A 15,423-nucleotide genomic window follows, 5' to 3' on the forward strand; every position below is an offset into this window, starting at 1 on the left:
AGGATAGCGCATCGGAGGTGTGAGATCAGGTTTGGCGCCGCAGGCAAGCCGGGAGGGAGGACGGCGCTATTTGTCCTGCTTCGAGCGCCAGATGGCACCGATCACGGCGCCCTTGATGAAGGGCAGCAAGGCCAGCGTGCCGAACAGCGTGACCGGCAGCCAGACCGCCAGCTGCACCCATTCGGCCGGATGCATGGTCTTTTCCATGGCGAGGAGGCCCGGCACCACGATATGGCCGACGATCAGGATGGTGAAATAGGCCGGCACGTCGTCGGAGCGGTAGGGCTCGAAGGCGAGCTCGCAGTTGGAGCAATGATCCGCCATCGACAGATAGCCCTTGAACAGCGACCCCTGGCCGCAGCGCGGACAGCGCCGCCGCAAGCCGCGCTTCAACGCTGTTCCGAAGCTGATCGGCGCCATGTGGCTCCAGCGGCCGGCGGGAACGGACAGGGCGGGTTCGGGTGTGGGCTCGATCAAGGGAGAGGTCATGGAAAGCTTCGGCCTTTGATAACCATTCGCTGACTGAGATGGAGTTTAAGGCCGGGTTCTACAAGTTTGGCATGACGAAAGGTCGCGCCCGCTCGAAGGCCCGGGAGGCGCGCAAAACCTGGGTTTCGGCATAGCGCGCGCCCACGATCTGGAGACCCACCGGGAGGCCGCTCTTGGTGAATCCGCAAGGCGCCGACGCGGCCGGCTGCTGGGTCAGATTGAAGGGGTAGCTGAAGGGCGACCAGTCGGTCCAGCGCCCGCCCTCGTCCTCCGGCGGCACCTCCATGCCGGCCTGGAAGGCCGGCAGCGGCATCATCGGCGTCAGCAGCAGGTCGTAGCGCTTGTGGAAGCGGTTCATCATCACGCCGAAGGCCTCGCGCGCCTTCACCGCGGCCAGATAGTCCATCAGGCTCATGGCGGCGCCGGCCTCGGCGACCTCGACCAGGCCCGGATCCATCTGCTTCCTCTGCTCGGGCGTGAAGGTCCGGAGAGCGTTGGCGGCGCCGGGGAACCAGTGTTTCACGAAGACATCGCCGACATTCTCGAATTTGAGGTCGGTCTCCTCGAGCGTGGCGCCGAGCTCGTCGGCGAAGACGCGCGCGGCCTTGGCCGTGATCGCGGCCACCTCGGGATCGACCCGGTTGTCGCCGAGCGTGGGGCTCCAGGCGATCTTCAGGCCCTTGACGCCGGCATCGATGTCCTTGGTGAAATCGGTGCCGTCATAGGGCAGCGCGTACCAGTCGCGCTCATCGGGTTTCGCCAGCACATTCAGCATCAGCGCCGCGTCGGCGACGGTGCGCGTCATCGGCCCGACATGGGCGACGGTGCCGAACGGGCTCAAGGGGTGGGCCGGCACGCGGCCATAGGTCTGCTTCAGCCCGAAGATGCCGGTGAAGCTCGCCGGGATGCGGATCGAGCCGCCGCCGTCGGTGCCGAGATTGAGCGCGCCCATGCCGCAGGCGGCCGCGACCGCGGCACCGCCCGAGGAGCCGCCCGGCGTGCGCTCCGTGTTCCAGGGATTGCGCGTGATGCCGGTGAGCCGGCTGTCGGTCACGCCCTTCCAGCCGAACTCGGGCGTGGTGGTCTTGCCGAGCAGAACCGCGCCCTCCTCGCGCAGCCGGGCCACACAGGGTGCGTCCTCGTCCCAGGCCTGGTCGCGGGAAACGACCTTGCTGCCGCGCAAGGTGGGCCAGCCCTTGGTCAGGAGCAGATCCTTGACCGTCGCGGTCACGCCGTCGACGAGGCCCTGCGGCTGGCCCTTCTGCCAGCGCGCCTCGGACGCCTTCGCCGATTTGAGCGCACCCTCCTCGTCCACGAGGCAGAAGGAATTGAAGCGCCCGTCATGCTTGCGGATGCGATCGAGCGCCGCCTTGGTCGCCTCGACCGGCGAGAGCTTCTTGGCGCGGTAGAGCGAAAGGAGCTCGGTGGCGGAGAGGAGGGCGGGGTCGGTGGTCACGAGGGGAGGCTCCGTCGGGAGGGAAATGTTGCCGCGATTCCTCTCACGCAAAGGAAGGTTTGTCGAGCGGGGCTTCGGCTTGCCCGCTCCATCGAATGGAGAGCCTCGTTCGACCGGTTGCCGGGTCTCGGCCGATAGGTCATCCTGGTGCCCCGACTTTTCCCACGACCGTGAGGACTCTCTCTTGTCCGAACTGCGTCTCGACCGTTCGGCCGGTCTCGTTCGCCTCACCATCGATCGGCCCGAGAAATCCAATGCGATGAGCCGGGCGCTGCTGATCGAGCTCGACCAGCGGCTGGACGAGGTGGCGGCCGACGACACGGCGCGCGTCCTGATCTTGACCGGGGCGGGGGATCGCGCCTTCTGCGCCGGCGCCGACCTGGCCGAGCTGCGGACCGAGACCGCCGATCTGGCGGCGGCGCGCGCCTTCGATGCCTTATGGGAACGCGTCACCGACAAGATCGCGCGGTTGCCGCTCCTGACCCTGGCGCTGTTGAACGGCGCCTGTGCCGGCGGGGGGCTTGCCCTGGCGCTGGCCTTCGATCTGCGCCTCGCAGTCGAGGGGGCGCGGATCTTCTATCCCGCGCTCAAGAACAAGGTGCTGCCGTCGCCGCGCGATCTGGCGCGGCTTCAGGCGCTGACGGGTCCCTCGCGGACCAAGATGCTGCTGATGGTCGGACATCGGCTGGAGGCTTCGGAAGCGCTGCGCTGGGGCCTGGTGGACGATGTGGTTCCGGCCGGCGCCCTCGAGACGGCGGCCGCGCGAGTCAGCGCCGGCGCGCTGGCGGCCGAGCTTCACGAGCTCGTCGCCATGAAGCGCATCTGCGACCGCTTCGCCGATGCCGCGACGGTCGAGGATTGCTACCGGGCGATCTTCGGCAGCGATGCCGCCGCCCGCTCGAAACTGCGAAAGGGCTGACGCTTGCAGGGCATCCGGATCGTCGATCTCACCAGTGTGCTGTCGGGCCCCTATTGCACCTGGCTGCTGGGCTCGCTCGGCGCCGAGATCATCAAGGTCGAGAATCCCGACGGTGACATGGCCCGCGTCTCGCCGCCCTTCAAGGACGGGATCAGCCTCTATTTCGCCAGCCTCAATCGCAACAAGCGCAGCCTCGTGCTCGATCTGAAGCAGCCCGACGGCCGCGAAGCCCTGCATCGCCTGCTTGCCACCGCCGATGTCTTCATCGAGAACATGCGCCCCGGCGTGCGTGATCGGCTTGGCTGCAGCGACGAAGACTTGTTGCGGATCAATCCGCGGCTGGTGCGCGCCTCGATCAGCGGCTTCGGCCAGGAGGGAAGCCTCGCGCGTCGACCCGCCTACGACATCGTCGTGCAGGCCATGAGCGGCATGATGAGTATCAACGGTTCCTTGGGCGGCGAACCGACGCGGGTCGGGTTCTCGGTGGGCGACATCGCCTCGGGCCTATTCTGTGCGATCGGCATCCTCGAGCGGCTCTATAGGCGCGACGCGAAGGGAGCAGCGCAGACGCCACCGGTCGATGTCTCGATGCTGGCCTGCCAATGGGCCTGTCTCGAGAACGCCTTCGCCCGCTATCTCAATGCCGGCATCGTTCCGGGCCCGATCGGCTCGCGCCATCCTTCCTTCACACCCTTCGAACCCTATCCGACGGCGGATCATGACATCGTCATCGCGCTCGGCAGCGCCAAGGACTGGGGCCGTTTCTGCCAGGCGATCGGTCGCCCCGATCTCGAGCATGATCCGCGCTTCGAGCAGGACGAACCGCGGCTCGCCAATCGCGATCTCTTGGACGAGGTGCTGGGGGCGCATCTGCGCGCTCATCCCAGCGCCTATTGGCTGGAGACCCTGGCCGCTGCCGCCATCCCTTGCTCGGCTGTCAACAATATTGCCTCGATCGCCGAGAGCGATATCGCGCGGGAATATGCGGCCTTCTCGACGGTCGAGACCGCCGAGGGCGGCCCTATGTCCTTCGTGCGGTCGCCGATCGCGCCGCGCAACGCGCCGCCCGAACGGGCCGCGCCGGCGCTGGGCCAGGACACGCGCGACATCCTGCGCGAGCTCGGCTATGGCGAAGGCGAGATCGAGGCGCTCGCCACCTTCCCGCGCTGAGCGAGGGCTGGCTGGCTCTTCGGAGAATCCCCCGCTAGAGTGCGCCGCCTCACTCGGGGATCCGCCTTCCAGCCATGACCGCCATCGCCCTCACGGAACGCCAGCGCCGGCGCAGCCTTGCCGCCATCATCTCGGCCGGATTTGGCGCGGGCATGTCGATGGCCTCGCTGCTGCCGCTGATCTCGCTGCAGCTGGAGCGGCGCGGCTTCGATGCGGGGCTGATCGGGCTCAACGCCGCCATGTTCCCGATCTCGGTGATCTGTTTCGGCGCGGTGGCGCCCCTGGTCGTGCGGCGCCTGGGGGCGCTGCGGACCTTGATGCTGTCGGCGGTGGGCTTCACGCTGCTGACGCCGCTCTATTACCTGACCGATCCCTGGACCTGGTATGGCTGGCGCTTTCTGGCGGGCTTCCTCGGCGCCATCGGCTGGATGACGAGCGAATCCTGGCTCAACATGGTGGCCCGGCCCGAGACGCGCGGCCGCATCATGGCGGTCTACGCCACCGTGATCGCGTCGGGCATGATGATCGGGCCCTTCATCATCTCCGCGATCGGGATCGACGGCTTCTGGCCCTACCTCTTCATCATGGGCGCGACCTCGCTGACGGCGCTGCCGCTGCTGTTCGCCCGCGGGCTTTCGCCCGATTTCTCGCGGCAGGAGCCGCTGCATCCCTGGACCGCGCTCAAACATGCGCCGACCGTGCTGGTCGGCGCGGCGGCCGGCGGCGCCGTCGACATGGCCGTGATGGCCTTGCTGCCGGTCTGGGGCGTGGCCGAGGGATTCTCGCAGGCCGATGCGGCGCGGCTGATCTCGGTCTTCGCGGCCGGCAGTCTCCTCATGCAATGGCCGGTCGGCTGGCTCGCCGATCACTGGAGCCGGCGCGGCACGCTGCTGGGCTGCTCGGTCGTGACCGGCGCCGGCGCGCTCCTGCTGCCCCTGGCGGCAAGCGAGCCGCTGTTGCTCTGGCCGCTGATCTTCATCTGGGGCGGCGTGGTGTTCGGCGTCTATACCGCGGCGCTGGCGCTCATGGGCGACCGTTTCCCGGCCCATGAGCTCGCCGGCGCCAACGCGCTCTTCATCATGGCCTATCAGGTCGGCAGCCTCTCCGGACCGCCCGCCGCCGGCCTCTCGATGGACCGCTTCGGCGCCATGGGCCTGCCGGTGATGATCGCCGCCGTGTCGGCGGCGTTCCTTCTCTTCGGCCTGATCCGCCGCGCGATGATGCGAGGGTAGGGTACGGCCCTGATCTGTCATCGCCGGGCTCGACCCGGCGATCCAGGGCCAGAGAAGTCTGGATGCCCGGATCAAGTCCGGGCATGACAGGGAGACTACCCCAGCAGCGCCTCCACCGTCGCCGCGGTCTCGAGGCCGCTGCGCATGGCGCCGCCGCAGGTTTCGGCGAACTCGCCGGCGCAGGCTTCGCCGGCGAAGAAGAGGCGGTTCTCCACCGGCTTGCGCATGGCGGCGCGCGCCGGATAGGAGCCGGGTTTGACCGAGGCATAGGAGCCGAGGCTCCAGGGGTCGCGGCCCCAGCCGGTGAAGCCACCCGCCACGAAATGCTTGTCCATGTCGGAGCCGAGCATGGCGCGCAGCTTCTCCTTGGCGAAATCGACGCCGGCGGCGTCGCCCTGCCTGGTCAGATCCCAGGCGCATTTGCCGCCGAGGAAGCCGATCATCATGTCGAAGCCGAAGGGCCGCACGAAGAAGAAGCAGGCCTCGGTCGAGTCCGCCTTGTAGGTGAGCCAGCTGTTCGCCGGCAGGCCGAAGGTCTCGCCGTCGAACTGCAGCGGCGCCTTGGCGAGAAGTCCCATCGGCAGGCCGCCGATCGCGTCCTTCTTCCAGTCGGGCAGCGGCGGATCGAAGGCGATGGCCTCGGCGGCGAGGACGCCCAGCGGCACGGTGACGATGCAGATCTTGGCCTTGATGCTGCCGGCATCGGTCTCGACCGTGACGCCGGACCCGCTCCATTGGACCCGCTTGGCCGGCGTCGAGAGCCTGACCGGGATCTCCCGGCCATAGCGCGCGACCAGCGTGCCGAAGCCCTCCTTGATCATCAGGTTGGGTTCGTCGTCGGCGAGGTTCCACCAGTCCTTGCACGAAAAATCCTCGAGGTCCTTGCCCATCGACATCGGCCCGGTCCAGGACTCCGCGACCCAGATCCAGGATTCGCCGCGCGGGCTGATCGAGGCGGCGCTGACATCCTTGCCGGCACGGCCGGCGGCGGCGAGATTGTCATGGAGCTTGTCCCAGGCGCGGCCATAGGCCGTGAGCTCGCCGTCATTCGCATGGCGATTGCCGACGAACACCGTCTCGTCGCCCTTGTCATGGTTCTCGAGCGTGTAATTCCAATCCTTGGCGATCGGCGTCCAGGGATTCTTGTTCGAGGTGTGAAGCCAGGAGCAGCCGTGATCGAAGGGAATGCCGCCGAAGCTCGTGCTGTCGGTCCAGGCCCGCCCGCCGATCCGGTCGCGCGCCTCGATCACCACGACAGAGCGCCCCTTGTCGATCAGCGTGCGTGCCGCCGCCAGTCCCGCGGCGCCGGCGCCGATGATGACGACGTCCGGATCCTGCGCGAAGGCGCGCGGGAAGGGGAGGGCGAGCGCCGCGAGTCCGCCAAGGACGGCGCGACGGGTGAGGGACAGGGAGAGAGCGTGCCGCATGATAGGAATGCTATCGCGGAGACGAAGAGGCGTCTATCGGCGACGCCGAGTGCGCGGCACCCCAAGTTGATGTGATCGCTACGCTCTACTTTAAAGCTTCGACCGAGATCGAAGATCGCCGCCGCTGCTCTTTCTTGAAGCAGCCCCTCCCGCTCGACGGCCTCGCCGTCGGGGAAGGGGGTGAAGTAAGCAGAAATGGTCTCACCCCCTTCCCTTGCGGGAGGGGGTAGGGGGAGGGCTGATCCTGGGCTCGCTCTATCAAACCTTGCTCAACAAATACTGCGCCGTCGCCAGATCCTCGTGCCCGCCGCCGCCCGACTTGAACAAGGTGATCTCGTCGTCGCTCTGCCGGCCGGGGCGTTCGCCGCGGGAGAGCTGGAACAGGTCGGTGATGTCGGCCTCCTTGATGAGGCCGGCCTCGAGCGGCTGGGAGATGTCGCCGCATTCGTCGAGTACGCTGAAGCGGGCATCGATGAAGAGCCGCGAGCGCTTGACCGCCGCGTCGTCGGCCTCGCGCATGTCGGGCCTGAAGGCGCCGATCAGGTCGAGATGCTGGCCGGGCTTGAGCCAGGCCCCTTTGAGCAAGGGCGCCTTGGTCATGGTGACGCCGGTGACGATATCGGCCCAGTGGACCGCGGCTTCGAGATCGGGTGCCGCCGAGACCGCGAGGCCGGGCCGCGACAGCCGGGCCGCGAGCGCCACCGCCTTCTCCGGCGTGCGGTTCCAGATCCTGGCCTCCGTGATCGGCCGCACCGAGGCGTGCGCGGCCACCACATGCGGCGCCAGATTGCCGGCACCCATCACCAGGAGCTTCGAGGCATCCTTGCGCGCGCAGAAATCGACCGCGAGCGCCGAGTTGCAGACGGTCTTGCGCAAGGTGAGGGCGGCGCCGTCAATGGTGAGGATCGGCGCGCCGGTCTCGCCGTCGAACAGCACATAGAGCCCGAGGATCGAGGCAAGGCCCTTCTTGTCGTTGCCGGGAAAGACGCTGACGAGCTTGATGCCCTGATGCCGGCCGAACTGCCAGGCGGGGAGGATCAGCCAGTCGTTCTGGCTGCCGTCCGGCAGCTTCTGATGCAGCACCTTGCGCTCGGTCACGTCGACGCCGCGCTTGTACATGTCGCGCAGGCCTTCGACGAGGCCGCGATAATCCAGCAGGCGGTGGGCGGCGTCGGCATCGAAATGGCGCATGTCGGGGTCCGTTCGGAAGTGAGAGTTTGCGAGATTACGCCTTCTTGGGCGCCATCTGCACCCAGACGACACCCGCCAGCACGACCACGCCGCCGACCAGCTGCAGCCAGCCGGCCGCCGCGCCCAGCGCCATGCCGATCAGCACGGCGAAGACCGGCTCGAGATTGAGCTGGAGTGCGGCCACGGTGACGCCGAGCCGGCTGACGCCATAGTTCCACAGCAGCACCGCCGAGCCGGTGCAGGCGAGACCCAGCCAGACGATATTGAGCCATTCGAGCGGCGACACGGCATGGGTGGGGGCATGGGCGAAGCCGGTGGCCCAACCGACCAGGAAGGCCAGCCACAGGAAGACCGCCGCGGCCAGGATGGTGAGGAACGAGATCTCCGGCTGGGTCAGGCCGTGAACGGCCAGCCAGACCTGGGATTTGACCGAGTACCAGGCCCAGACGAGCATCGCGGTCAGGACCAGGATCTCGCCGCCGCGGAAACCCTGCGAGGCGAGGCTCTCCGGCTTGCCGACCGCCACCAGCAAGCCGCCGCCGACCGCGAGCAGGATCGCAAATGGCAGCCTTGGCGCCAGACGCTCGCCCTCCAGCACCCGCATCATCACGGCCGAGACGATCGGCGCGCCCGAGAACATCGCGGCCACGGTGATCGGATCGGAATATTTCAGGCCGAGCGTGAAGCAGAGCACGAAGAGGCCCATGCCGATGGTGCCGAGCGGCACGATCCGGCGCCAGGGCAGGTGCCGGCGCAGCGGGAAGCGGCCGGCGGCGATCCAGGCGATGGCGCCCAAGGCCGGCACGGCCAGGCTGTAGCGGATGGCGGAGAGGTAGTAGGGATCGAGCGTCGTGACGGCGAGGCTCGTCAGCGGCACCATCGAGCCCCAGATGAAGGCGGCCCCCAGCACGCCGAAGCTGGCCTTGAGGTTGCGCGGGCGCGGGGTGGCGGGCAGGGCGGTCGTCATCGCGTGGCTCTCAGTCCATAGAGCTGCATCCAGATCACACCCGCGAGCACGACGAGTCCGCCGACGATCTGCATGGCCGTGGTTTCGCTGCCGAGCAGCAGTACCGCCAAACCCACCGAGATCACCGGGGCCAGGTTGGTGTAGAGCGAGGCGATCGCCACGCCGAGCCGGGAGATTCCGTAGTTCCAGAAGACGACGCCGAGCGCCGTCGGACCGGTTCCCAGCCAGAGCAGCTCGAGCAGCGTATGGGCCGTGGGGATTTCGGTGGGGGGATCGGCATAGCCGACCAGAATCCCGACGAAGAAGACGAGCCACAGTCCGACCGCAGCCGCGCTCGCCGTCAGCAAGGTGACGCGCAGCTGGCTCAGGCCCAGCGGCGCCAGCCAATGCTGCGCCTTGATCGAATAGAGGGTCCAGAGGCAGATCCCGAACAGGATGATGAGCTCGCCGCCGCGAAAGCCGAGGGCGAGCACCTGGCCCGGTTTAAAGAGCGCGACGACCAGGCCGCCGGCGACCGCGAGCGCCATGCCGAGATAGACCGCGACGGTGAGCGGACGATGGTCGAAGATCCGCGCCAGCACGGCCGCCAGCACCGGGCTCACCGCCGAGATCGCGGTCGCGGTGATGGGATCGGAGAAATAGACGCCGAGCGTGAGGCAGGTGGCCCAGCCGCCCATCCCGAAGGCGCCGAGCAGGAAGATATGGCCCCAGGGCAGGTAGGCCGGCCAGCGCCGGCCGCGTTCGGTCAGGAGCACCGTGAGGGCGAGCGCGGGTACGGCGATCAGATAGCGCGAGGCGGCCAGGAAGAAGGGATCGACCGTGGCCAGCAGGTTGGCCGTGGTCGGCACCATCGAGCCCCAGCAGAGCGATGTCACAAGGAGCCCCAGTCCCGCGAGCAGACGCTCGCGCGGAGTCGATTCAGCGGATGCGGCCATGGGCGGGAACCTAGCCCATTTCGGGCGGCGGATGCATCCCTTGCGGTCACTCATTTCCCTTGGGGGACGAGAACAGCTCGATTTCGTCACCCCGGCCCCCGTGTCGCGCCATAGGCGCGCACGAGGACAGGCTCCGGCCGGGGTCCTGAACACCCATCGCGCCAGAATGGTCGAAGGCCGGTGTTCAGGATGCCGGCCTTCGAGCGTGTGAAGAAAACGAATGATGCCGTAAGAGGGCGTCAGGAATACTCTCGCCCCCTCCCGCAAGGGGAGGGGGCGTGGAGTTTCTATGCTCCGCCCGATTCTTTCACACGCTCCTTCGCCGGCATGACAGCAAGCCGGTGCACCCATCCTCCTGTGGCAGTACAATCCCCGACGGAATCCATTCACGGGGGGCGCAGAGGCCATGGCGAGCGAGCGGGAGCAGGTGTTCGGGTTCGCGCCGCCGCAGGACGTGCCGATCCCCTATCTGCAGCGGATCCGCGACTACTATCAGGCGTTGGGCTATGGCACGCCCTATCGCTGGGCGCACTATGCCGAGGTGCCGTTCCAACCCTTGGCCAAGCCGCTTTCCCGATGCCGGGTCGCGATCGTCACCACGGCGGCGCCGTTCCAGCCGGGCAAGGGCGATCAACGTGCGGGCGCGCCCTATAACGCGGCGGCGAAATTCTACTCGGTCTATTCCGGCGACACGGCGCGCGATCCCGACCTGCGCATTTCCCATGTCGCGATCGACCGGCAGCACACGACCGGCGAGGACATGGGGACCTATTTCCCGCTGGCGCAGCTGCGCCGCGCCGTGGCCACGGGCGATGTCGGCGCGCTGGCATCCCGCTTCCATGGCGCGCCCACCAATCGCAGCCACCGCACCACGCTCGAAACGGATGGCCCCGAGCTGGTCAGGCGCTGCCAAGCCGACGGCGTCGACGCGGCGATCCTGGTGCCGAACTGCCCGGTCTGCCATCAGAGTCTCGGTCTCGCGGCGCGGGCGCTGGAGCAGAGCGGCATCGCGACCGTCCTGATGGGCTGCGCCAAGGACATCGTCGAGCATATCGGCGTGCCGCGATTCCTCTTCTCCGACTTCCCGCTCGGCAACGCCGCTGGCAGGCCGAAGGATGCGGACTCGCAGTCCTTCACGCTCGATCTCGCCTTGTCGCTGCTGGAGGCGGCACCGGCGCCCCGGACCACGGTGCAGTCGCCGCTGCGCTGGAGCGACGATCCCGACTGGAAGCTCGATTACTGCAATATCGAGCGCCTGTCGCCGGAGGAAATCGAAAAACGCCGCGCCGAGTTCGACCAGGGCAAGGCGCAGGCGAAGACGCTGCGCGACGAAGCGGGGGTGGGGGAGCAGAGTATTTCGTCGCCGCCCGCCCCATAGCGTCTCCCCCTCACAGAGGTGAGGGGAAGGAAAGACAGAGCGCTTCCCCCTACCTCTTCCCCCGCTTCAGATCCGCCGTCGCCGCCGCGAAGAGCTTGTCGAGGAGCTTGTCGAACTGGCGGCGTTCCTCGGCGCCGAGGGCCGCCACCAGATTGGCCTCGTGCGCCCGCGCGACCGGAACGATCTGGCGATAGATGCGCTGCCCGGCGGCGGAGAGTTTCAGGACCGAGCGGCGGCGATCGTCGGACGCGGTGGTCCGCGTCAGGCGGCCGGCCTCGAGCAGCCGCGCGACGGCGCGGCTGACCGCGACCTTGTCCATCTCGGTGAAGCCCGCGACCTCGGCCGCGGACAATCCCGGATGCTCGCCCAGCGCCGCCATGGTGCGCCATTCGGGGACCGTCATGTCGAACCGCTCGGCGTAATCCTGGGCGATCGCGGCACTGACCCGGTTGGAAAGGACGGAGAGGCGGTAGGGCAGGAAGCTTTCCAGTTTGAGAACCGGGCCTGGGCCGCCCTGGCTATTCTCGTCGGTCATGCGATTCCTCTGGGATTCCGCGCCGTCCATAAGGGTTGAAATTAGTTTCAATTGAAACTATCATGAATTCAAGCATCCTGACAGACAGCCCCGATTCCCGTCCCAGGTCATGACGGGGCGGGGACGCCAACCGGGAGATCCGCATTGGCCGAGCTTCACGAAAATCCGATGGGCACCGACGGCTTCGAGTTCGTCGAATATGCGGCACCGGAGCCGGCGAAGCTCCGCGCCCTGTTCGAGCAGATGGGCTTCAAGCGGGTCGCGCGCCATCGCAGCAAGGACGTCACCCTGCATCGCCAGGGCGACATCAACTTCATCATCAATGCCGAGCCCGACAGCTTCGCCCAGGGCTTCGCGCGCGCCCACGGGCCTTGCGTCTGCGCCATGGCCTTTCGGGTGAAGCACGCGGCGGCGGCCCTGAAGCGCGCGATCTCGCTCGGCGCCACCCCCGTGGTCTCGAGCGCGGGTCCCATGGAGCTCAACATCCCCGGGATCGAGGGTATCGGCGGCAGCCATATCTACCTGGTGGATCGCTACGGCGAGCGCACGATCTACGACGTCGATTTCGTGCCGACGTCGCCCACCCCGCCGGGCCCCGACGCAGGGCTCCTCTATATCGACCATCTGACCCACAATGTGCATCGCGGCCATATGGACAAGTGGGCCGGCTTCTATGAGCGGCTCTTCAATTTCCGCGAGATCCGCTATTTCGACATCGAGGGCAAGCTGACCGGCCTCGTCAGCCGCGCCATGACCAGCCCCTGCGGCAAGATCCGGATCCCGATCAACGAATCGCGCGACGACAAATCCCAGATCGAGGAGTATCTCCACGATTATAAGGGCGAGGGCATCCAGCATATCGCGCTCGGCAGCAACGACATCCAGAAGACGGTCGACCGCCTGGTCGCCAACGGCGTGGCGCTGCAGGACACGCCCGACACCTATTACGAGGCGCTCGACAAGCGCGTTCCCGGTCATGGCGAGGATGTCGAGGCGCTCAGGCGCCGGCGGATTCTCATCGATGGCGCGCCCACGGAAGGACAGGGCCTGCTGCTGCAGATCTTCACCAAGACGGTGATCGGCCCGATCTTCTTCGAGATCATCCAGCGCAAGGGCAATGAGGGGTTCGGCGAAGGCAATTTCCGCGCCCTGTTCGAATCGATCGAGCTCGACCAGATCCGCCGCGGCGTGTTGAGGGCCTGAAGGAGGGTCCGGCCGATGAACCAGGCAGCGATGAAGCTCTATGGCTATTTCCGCTCCTCGGCTGCCTATCGGGTGCGTATCGCGATGGCGCTGAAGGGCCTGGCCTATGGCGACCGGCCGATCAACCTGCGCCTCGGCGACCAATGGACGCCGGAATTCCGGGACCTCAACCCGCAGGCGCTGGTGCCGGCGCTCGTGACCGAGGGCCAAACCCTCACGCAGTCGCTCGCCATCGTCGAATATCTCGAAGAGGTCCACCCGGAGCCGGCATTGCTGCCGAAAGCGCCGCTCGAGCGCGCGCGGGTGCGGGCGCTGGCGCTCGCGATTGCCTGCGACATCCATCCGCTCAACAATCTGCGCGTGACGCATTATCTCGCCGATCCGCTGGATCAGGACGAGGTCGTGTGCCAGCGCTGGTCGCAGCATTGGATCCGGTTGGGTTTCGCCGCGATCGAGCAGGAGCTGACGTCGAGCCCCTGGACCGGACGCTTCTGCCATGGCGACCACCCGGGGCTTGCCGATCTCTGCCTGGTGCCGCAGGTCTATAATGCGCGCCGGGTGGCGCTGGCGCTCGAGCCCTATCCCACGATCCTGCGCATCGACGCCGCAGCCCGCGAGCATCCGGCGTTCCGGGCGGCGCGGCCCGAGGCGCAGCCGGATGCGCCGCCCGAACTGAGAAACTGAGGTCCGATCATGCTCGAGGTCCCGCACCGGCCCGACTTCACCATCGACCAGAGTTGGAGCGCCTACACGGCCGAGGAGCATGGTGTCTGGCGGGCGCTCTATCGCCAGCAGGCGAAGCTGCTGGTCGGCCGCGCGGCGCCCGAGTTCCTCGAGGGCATGGCGGCGCTGCCGCTGGGCGAGGAGACGATCCCGGATGTCGACCGGCTCAACGAGAAACTGACGACGCTCACCGGCTGGCAGGTGGTCTGCGTGCCGGGTCTCGTGCCCGACGGCATCTTCTTCGAGCATCTCGCCAACCGCCGCTTCCCGGCGGGCCAGTTCATCCGGAAGGCCGACCAGCTCGATTACATCGAGGAACCCGACATCTTCCACGACGTGTTCGGCCATGTGCCGATGCTGGCCCACCCGGTCTTTGCCGACTATATGCAGGCCTTCGGCGCCGGGGGCCTGCGGGCGATGGGCTTCGGCATGCTGACGCAGCTGGGCCGGCTCTATTGGGCGACGGTCGAGTTCGGCCTGATCCGCGGCCGCGACGGCCTGCGCATCTATGGCTCGGGGATCGTGTCCTCGAAGGGCGAGAGCCTCTATGCGCTGGAATCCGACTCCCCCAACCGGATCCATTTCGACCTCGAGCGCGCCATGCGCACCGACTACCGCATCGACGATTTTCAGCAGACCTACATGGTGATCGACAGCTTCCAGGAGCTGTTCGACGCCACCCAGCAGGATTTCGCGCCGATCTATGCGCGCATGAAAGGCGTCCCCGACATCCAGCCCGGCGCCCTGCTGCCGACCGACAAGGTCCACCACCGCGGCACGCAGGCCTATGCGCGCGCCAAAGAGGCGAAGGCGGGATAGGTCTGGGCTTACGCCGCGGCGAAGGCTCTGATCGGTCCGATCGCCGCGCGCTCGAGGCTTGCCTCTGCGAACAGCCATTCCCGGAAGGCAGCGACCTTGGGCTGGTCGGCGATGCTTTCGAGATGGGCGACGAAATAGCCGCCATTGACAGTCAGCCGCTGGTTGAAGAGCGGGACCAGCTGGCCCGAGGCCAGATCGTCGGCGATCAGGCTCGAGCGTGCCAAGGCGACGCCTTGGCCGGCGATTGCGGCGTTGATCGCCAGTCCGATCGAATCAAACCTGATGCTCTGCGCCTCGATCAGGCTCTGCACACCCGCGGCGACGAACCATGAGTTCCAGTCGATGCCTTGTTCGGCAAGCGCCTGATCGTCATGCAGGAGAACCGCACCGGCGAGGGCTTCGGGACTCCCCAGTTCGTTCTGCTTGACATATTTCGGGCTGCAAACGGGGAAGACCTCGTCGCCCAGAAGGCGCTCGGCGACAACGCCCGGATAGCGGAAGCGCTCCTCGGGACCGTAGGCAACGACGACATCGACCTCGGTGCTGGCCAAGTCCGGAAAGTCGGTCGTGGTCGAGATCCGGAGCTCGATACCGGTGAAGTCGTTGCGAAAGCGCTGCAGCCGCGGCACCAGCCATTTCATCGCGAAGGACGGGCAGACGGCCAGCGACAGAACGCCCCCGCTGGTGTGCTGGCGCATCTTCTCGATTGCCAGGGCGAGGAGATCGAATGCGCCTTCCAGCGTCGGCAGCGAGGCCTCGGCCGCCCCCGTCAGTTTCAGACTGTTGCCGGAGCGTCCGAACAGCGGCACGCCGAGGAGAACTTCCAGCGCCTTCACCTGGTGATGAATGGCGGCTGGGGTGACGGAAAGCTCCTCTGCCGCTTTCGACAGGCTCCGGTGACGGGCCGCTGCTTCAAATGCGCGCAATGCATTCAGAGGAAGAGTTCTTCTGCACATGACTGATTTAGCCCAGCTAAAGG

The 15,423-nt window shown here is 67.2% G+C and carries 15 protein-coding genes; 7 read left to right on the forward strand and 8 right to left on the reverse strand.

All coding sequences use genetic code 11. From position 1 onward, the window contains the following. Positions 1-66 precede the first annotated feature (66 nt). Entirely contained in the window at positions 67-489 is a 423-nt protein-coding gene (locus FRZ44_RS06275; RefSeq protein WP_151176376.1) for a DUF983 domain-containing protein, read from the reverse strand. A 58-nt stretch (positions 490-547) separates the two neighbouring features. Then, positions 548-1,945, reverse strand: coding sequence for an amidase (locus FRZ44_RS06280; protein ID WP_225308572.1), 1,398 nt, complete (start codon positions 1,943-1,945; stop codon positions 548-550). A gap of 184 nt (positions 1,946-2,129) precedes the next feature. On the opposite strand from FRZ44_RS06280, the gene FRZ44_RS06285 reads away from it, so the two are divergent. The 3 genes from FRZ44_RS06285 (at position 2,130) to FRZ44_RS06295 (ending at position 5,266) form a co-directional block, all read left to right on the forward strand. Continuing rightward, positions 2,130-2,864, forward strand: coding sequence for an enoyl-CoA hydratase/isomerase family protein (locus FRZ44_RS06285; RefSeq protein WP_191908613.1), 735 nt, complete (start codon positions 2,130-2,132; stop codon positions 2,862-2,864). 3 nt (positions 2,865-2,867) lie between these two features. Next, positions 2,868-4,034 (forward strand): CaiB/BaiF CoA transferase family protein, encoded by a 1,167-nt coding sequence (locus FRZ44_RS06290; protein WP_151176379.1) that lies wholly within the window; start codon positions 2,868-2,870, stop codon positions 4,032-4,034. Between the two features lie 74 nt (positions 4,035-4,108). Further along, positions 4,109-5,266 (forward strand): MFS transporter, encoded by a 1,158-nt coding sequence (locus tag FRZ44_RS06295; protein ID WP_151176380.1) that lies wholly within the window; start codon positions 4,109-4,111, stop codon positions 5,264-5,266. 95 nt (positions 5,267-5,361) lie between these two features. Here FRZ44_RS06295 and FRZ44_RS06300 read toward each other — a convergent pair whose 3' ends face one another. The 4 genes from FRZ44_RS06300 to FRZ44_RS06315 all read right to left on the reverse strand — a co-directional run bounded on the left by FRZ44_RS06300 (position 5,362) and on the right by FRZ44_RS06315 (position 9,786). Then, on the reverse strand, positions 5,362-6,693 hold the full coding sequence (locus tag FRZ44_RS06300; protein ID WP_151176381.1) for a flavin monoamine oxidase family protein: 1,332 nt from the start codon (positions 6,691-6,693) through the stop codon (positions 5,362-5,364). Positions 6,694-6,951: 258 nt separating this feature from the next. Further along, positions 6,952-7,884 carry a bifunctional Delta(1)-pyrroline-2-carboxylate/Delta(1)-piperideine-2-carboxylate reductase gene (gene lhpI / locus FRZ44_RS06305; RefSeq protein ID WP_151176382.1) on the reverse strand — a complete coding sequence of 311 codons (933 nt, stop codon included), beginning with the start codon at positions 7,882-7,884 and terminating at the stop codon, positions 6,952-6,954. Between the two features lie 34 nt (positions 7,885-7,918). Further along, complete coding sequence (locus FRZ44_RS06310) at positions 7,919-8,851, reverse strand: DMT family transporter (protein ID WP_151176383.1); 933 nt, start codon at positions 8,849-8,851, stop codon at positions 7,919-7,921. Next, a complete protein-coding gene (locus tag FRZ44_RS06315) occupies positions 8,848-9,786 on the reverse strand; it encodes a DMT family transporter (RefSeq protein WP_191908441.1) in 939 nt (312 codons plus the stop codon). The genes FRZ44_RS06310 and FRZ44_RS06315 overlap by 4 nt, the downstream gene beginning before the upstream one ends. A 406-nt stretch (positions 9,787-10,192) precedes the next feature. Between FRZ44_RS06315 and FRZ44_RS06320 the strand changes: the two genes are divergently transcribed. Beyond that, positions 10,193-11,164 carry a glycine/sarcosine/betaine reductase selenoprotein B family protein gene (locus FRZ44_RS06320; protein ID WP_151176385.1) on the forward strand — a complete coding sequence of 324 codons (972 nt, stop codon included), beginning with the start codon at positions 10,193-10,195 and terminating at the stop codon, positions 11,162-11,164. A gap of 49 nt (positions 11,165-11,213) precedes the next feature. On the opposite strand, the gene FRZ44_RS06325 is transcribed toward FRZ44_RS06320, so the two are convergent. Then, positions 11,214-11,699 carry a MarR family winged helix-turn-helix transcriptional regulator gene (locus FRZ44_RS06325; protein ID WP_151176386.1) on the reverse strand — a complete coding sequence of 162 codons (486 nt, stop codon included), beginning with the start codon at positions 11,697-11,699 and terminating at the stop codon, positions 11,214-11,216. 168 nt (positions 11,700-11,867) lie between these two features. Between FRZ44_RS06325 and hppD the strand changes: the two genes are divergently transcribed. From hppD to phhA, 3 genes are read left to right on the forward strand one after another with little or no spacing between them, the layout of a single operon-like run. Further along, complete coding sequence (gene hppD, locus FRZ44_RS06330; RefSeq protein WP_151180181.1) at positions 11,868-12,902, forward strand: 4-hydroxyphenylpyruvate dioxygenase; 1,035 nt, start codon at positions 11,868-11,870, stop codon at positions 12,900-12,902. Between the two features lie 15 nt (positions 12,903-12,917). Next, on the forward strand, positions 12,918-13,586 hold the full coding sequence (maiA, locus tag FRZ44_RS06335) for a maleylacetoacetate isomerase (RefSeq protein ID WP_318526389.1): 669 nt from the start codon (positions 12,918-12,920) through the stop codon (positions 13,584-13,586). 9 nt (positions 13,587-13,595) lie between these two features. After that, on the forward strand, positions 13,596-14,444 hold the full coding sequence (gene phhA, locus FRZ44_RS06340) for a phenylalanine 4-monooxygenase (protein ID WP_151176387.1): 849 nt from the start codon (positions 13,596-13,598) through the stop codon (positions 14,442-14,444). 8 nt (positions 14,445-14,452) lie between these two features. Here phhA and gcvA read toward each other — a convergent pair whose 3' ends face one another. Next, positions 14,453-15,370: a transcriptional regulator GcvA gene (gene gcvA, locus FRZ44_RS06345; RefSeq protein ID WP_191908442.1), complete on the reverse strand. Its 918-nt coding sequence runs from the start codon at positions 15,368-15,370 to the stop codon at positions 14,453-14,455. Positions 15,371-15,423: the final 53 nt, after the last annotated feature.

Origin of the sequence: Hypericibacter terrae (genome assembly GCF_008728855.1) — a bacterium.
Classification (GTDB): Bacteria; Pseudomonadota; Alphaproteobacteria; order Dongiales; family Dongiaceae; genus Hypericibacter; species Hypericibacter terrae.

Coding starts and splice junctions, on each gene's coding strand:
- FRZ44_RS06275 (WP_151176376.1), bottom strand. CDS start 489: ATGACCTCTCCCTTGATCGAGCCCACACCCGAACCCGCCCTGTCCGTT.
- FRZ44_RS06295 (WP_151176380.1), top strand. CDS start 4,109: ATGACCGCCATCGCCCTCACGGAACGCCAGCGCCGGCGCAGCCTTGCC.
- FRZ44_RS06300 (WP_151176381.1), bottom strand. CDS start 6,693: ATGCGGCACGCTCTCTCCCTGTCCCTCACCCGTCGCGCCGTCCTTGGC.
- lhpI (WP_151176382.1), bottom strand. CDS start 7,884: ATGCGCCATTTCGATGCCGACGCCGCCCACCGCCTGCTGGATTATCGC.
- FRZ44_RS06310 (WP_151176383.1), bottom strand. CDS start 8,851: ATGACGACCGCCCTGCCCGCCACCCCGCGCCCGCGCAACCTCAAGGCC.
- FRZ44_RS06315 (WP_191908441.1), bottom strand. CDS start 9,786: ATGGCCGCATCCGCTGAATCGACTCCGCGCGAGCGTCTGCTCGCGGGA.
- FRZ44_RS06320 (WP_151176385.1), top strand. CDS start 10,193: ATGGCGAGCGAGCGGGAGCAGGTGTTCGGGTTCGCGCCGCCGCAGGAC.
- FRZ44_RS06325 (WP_151176386.1), bottom strand. CDS start 11,699: ATGACCGACGAGAATAGCCAGGGCGGCCCAGGCCCGGTTCTCAAACTG.
- hppD (WP_151180181.1), top strand. CDS start 11,868: ATGGGCACCGACGGCTTCGAGTTCGTCGAATATGCGGCACCGGAGCCG.
- maiA (WP_318526389.1), top strand. CDS start 12,918: ATGAACCAGGCAGCGATGAAGCTCTATGGCTATTTCCGCTCCTCGGCT.
- phhA (WP_151176387.1), top strand. CDS start 13,596: ATGCTCGAGGTCCCGCACCGGCCCGACTTCACCATCGACCAGAGTTGG.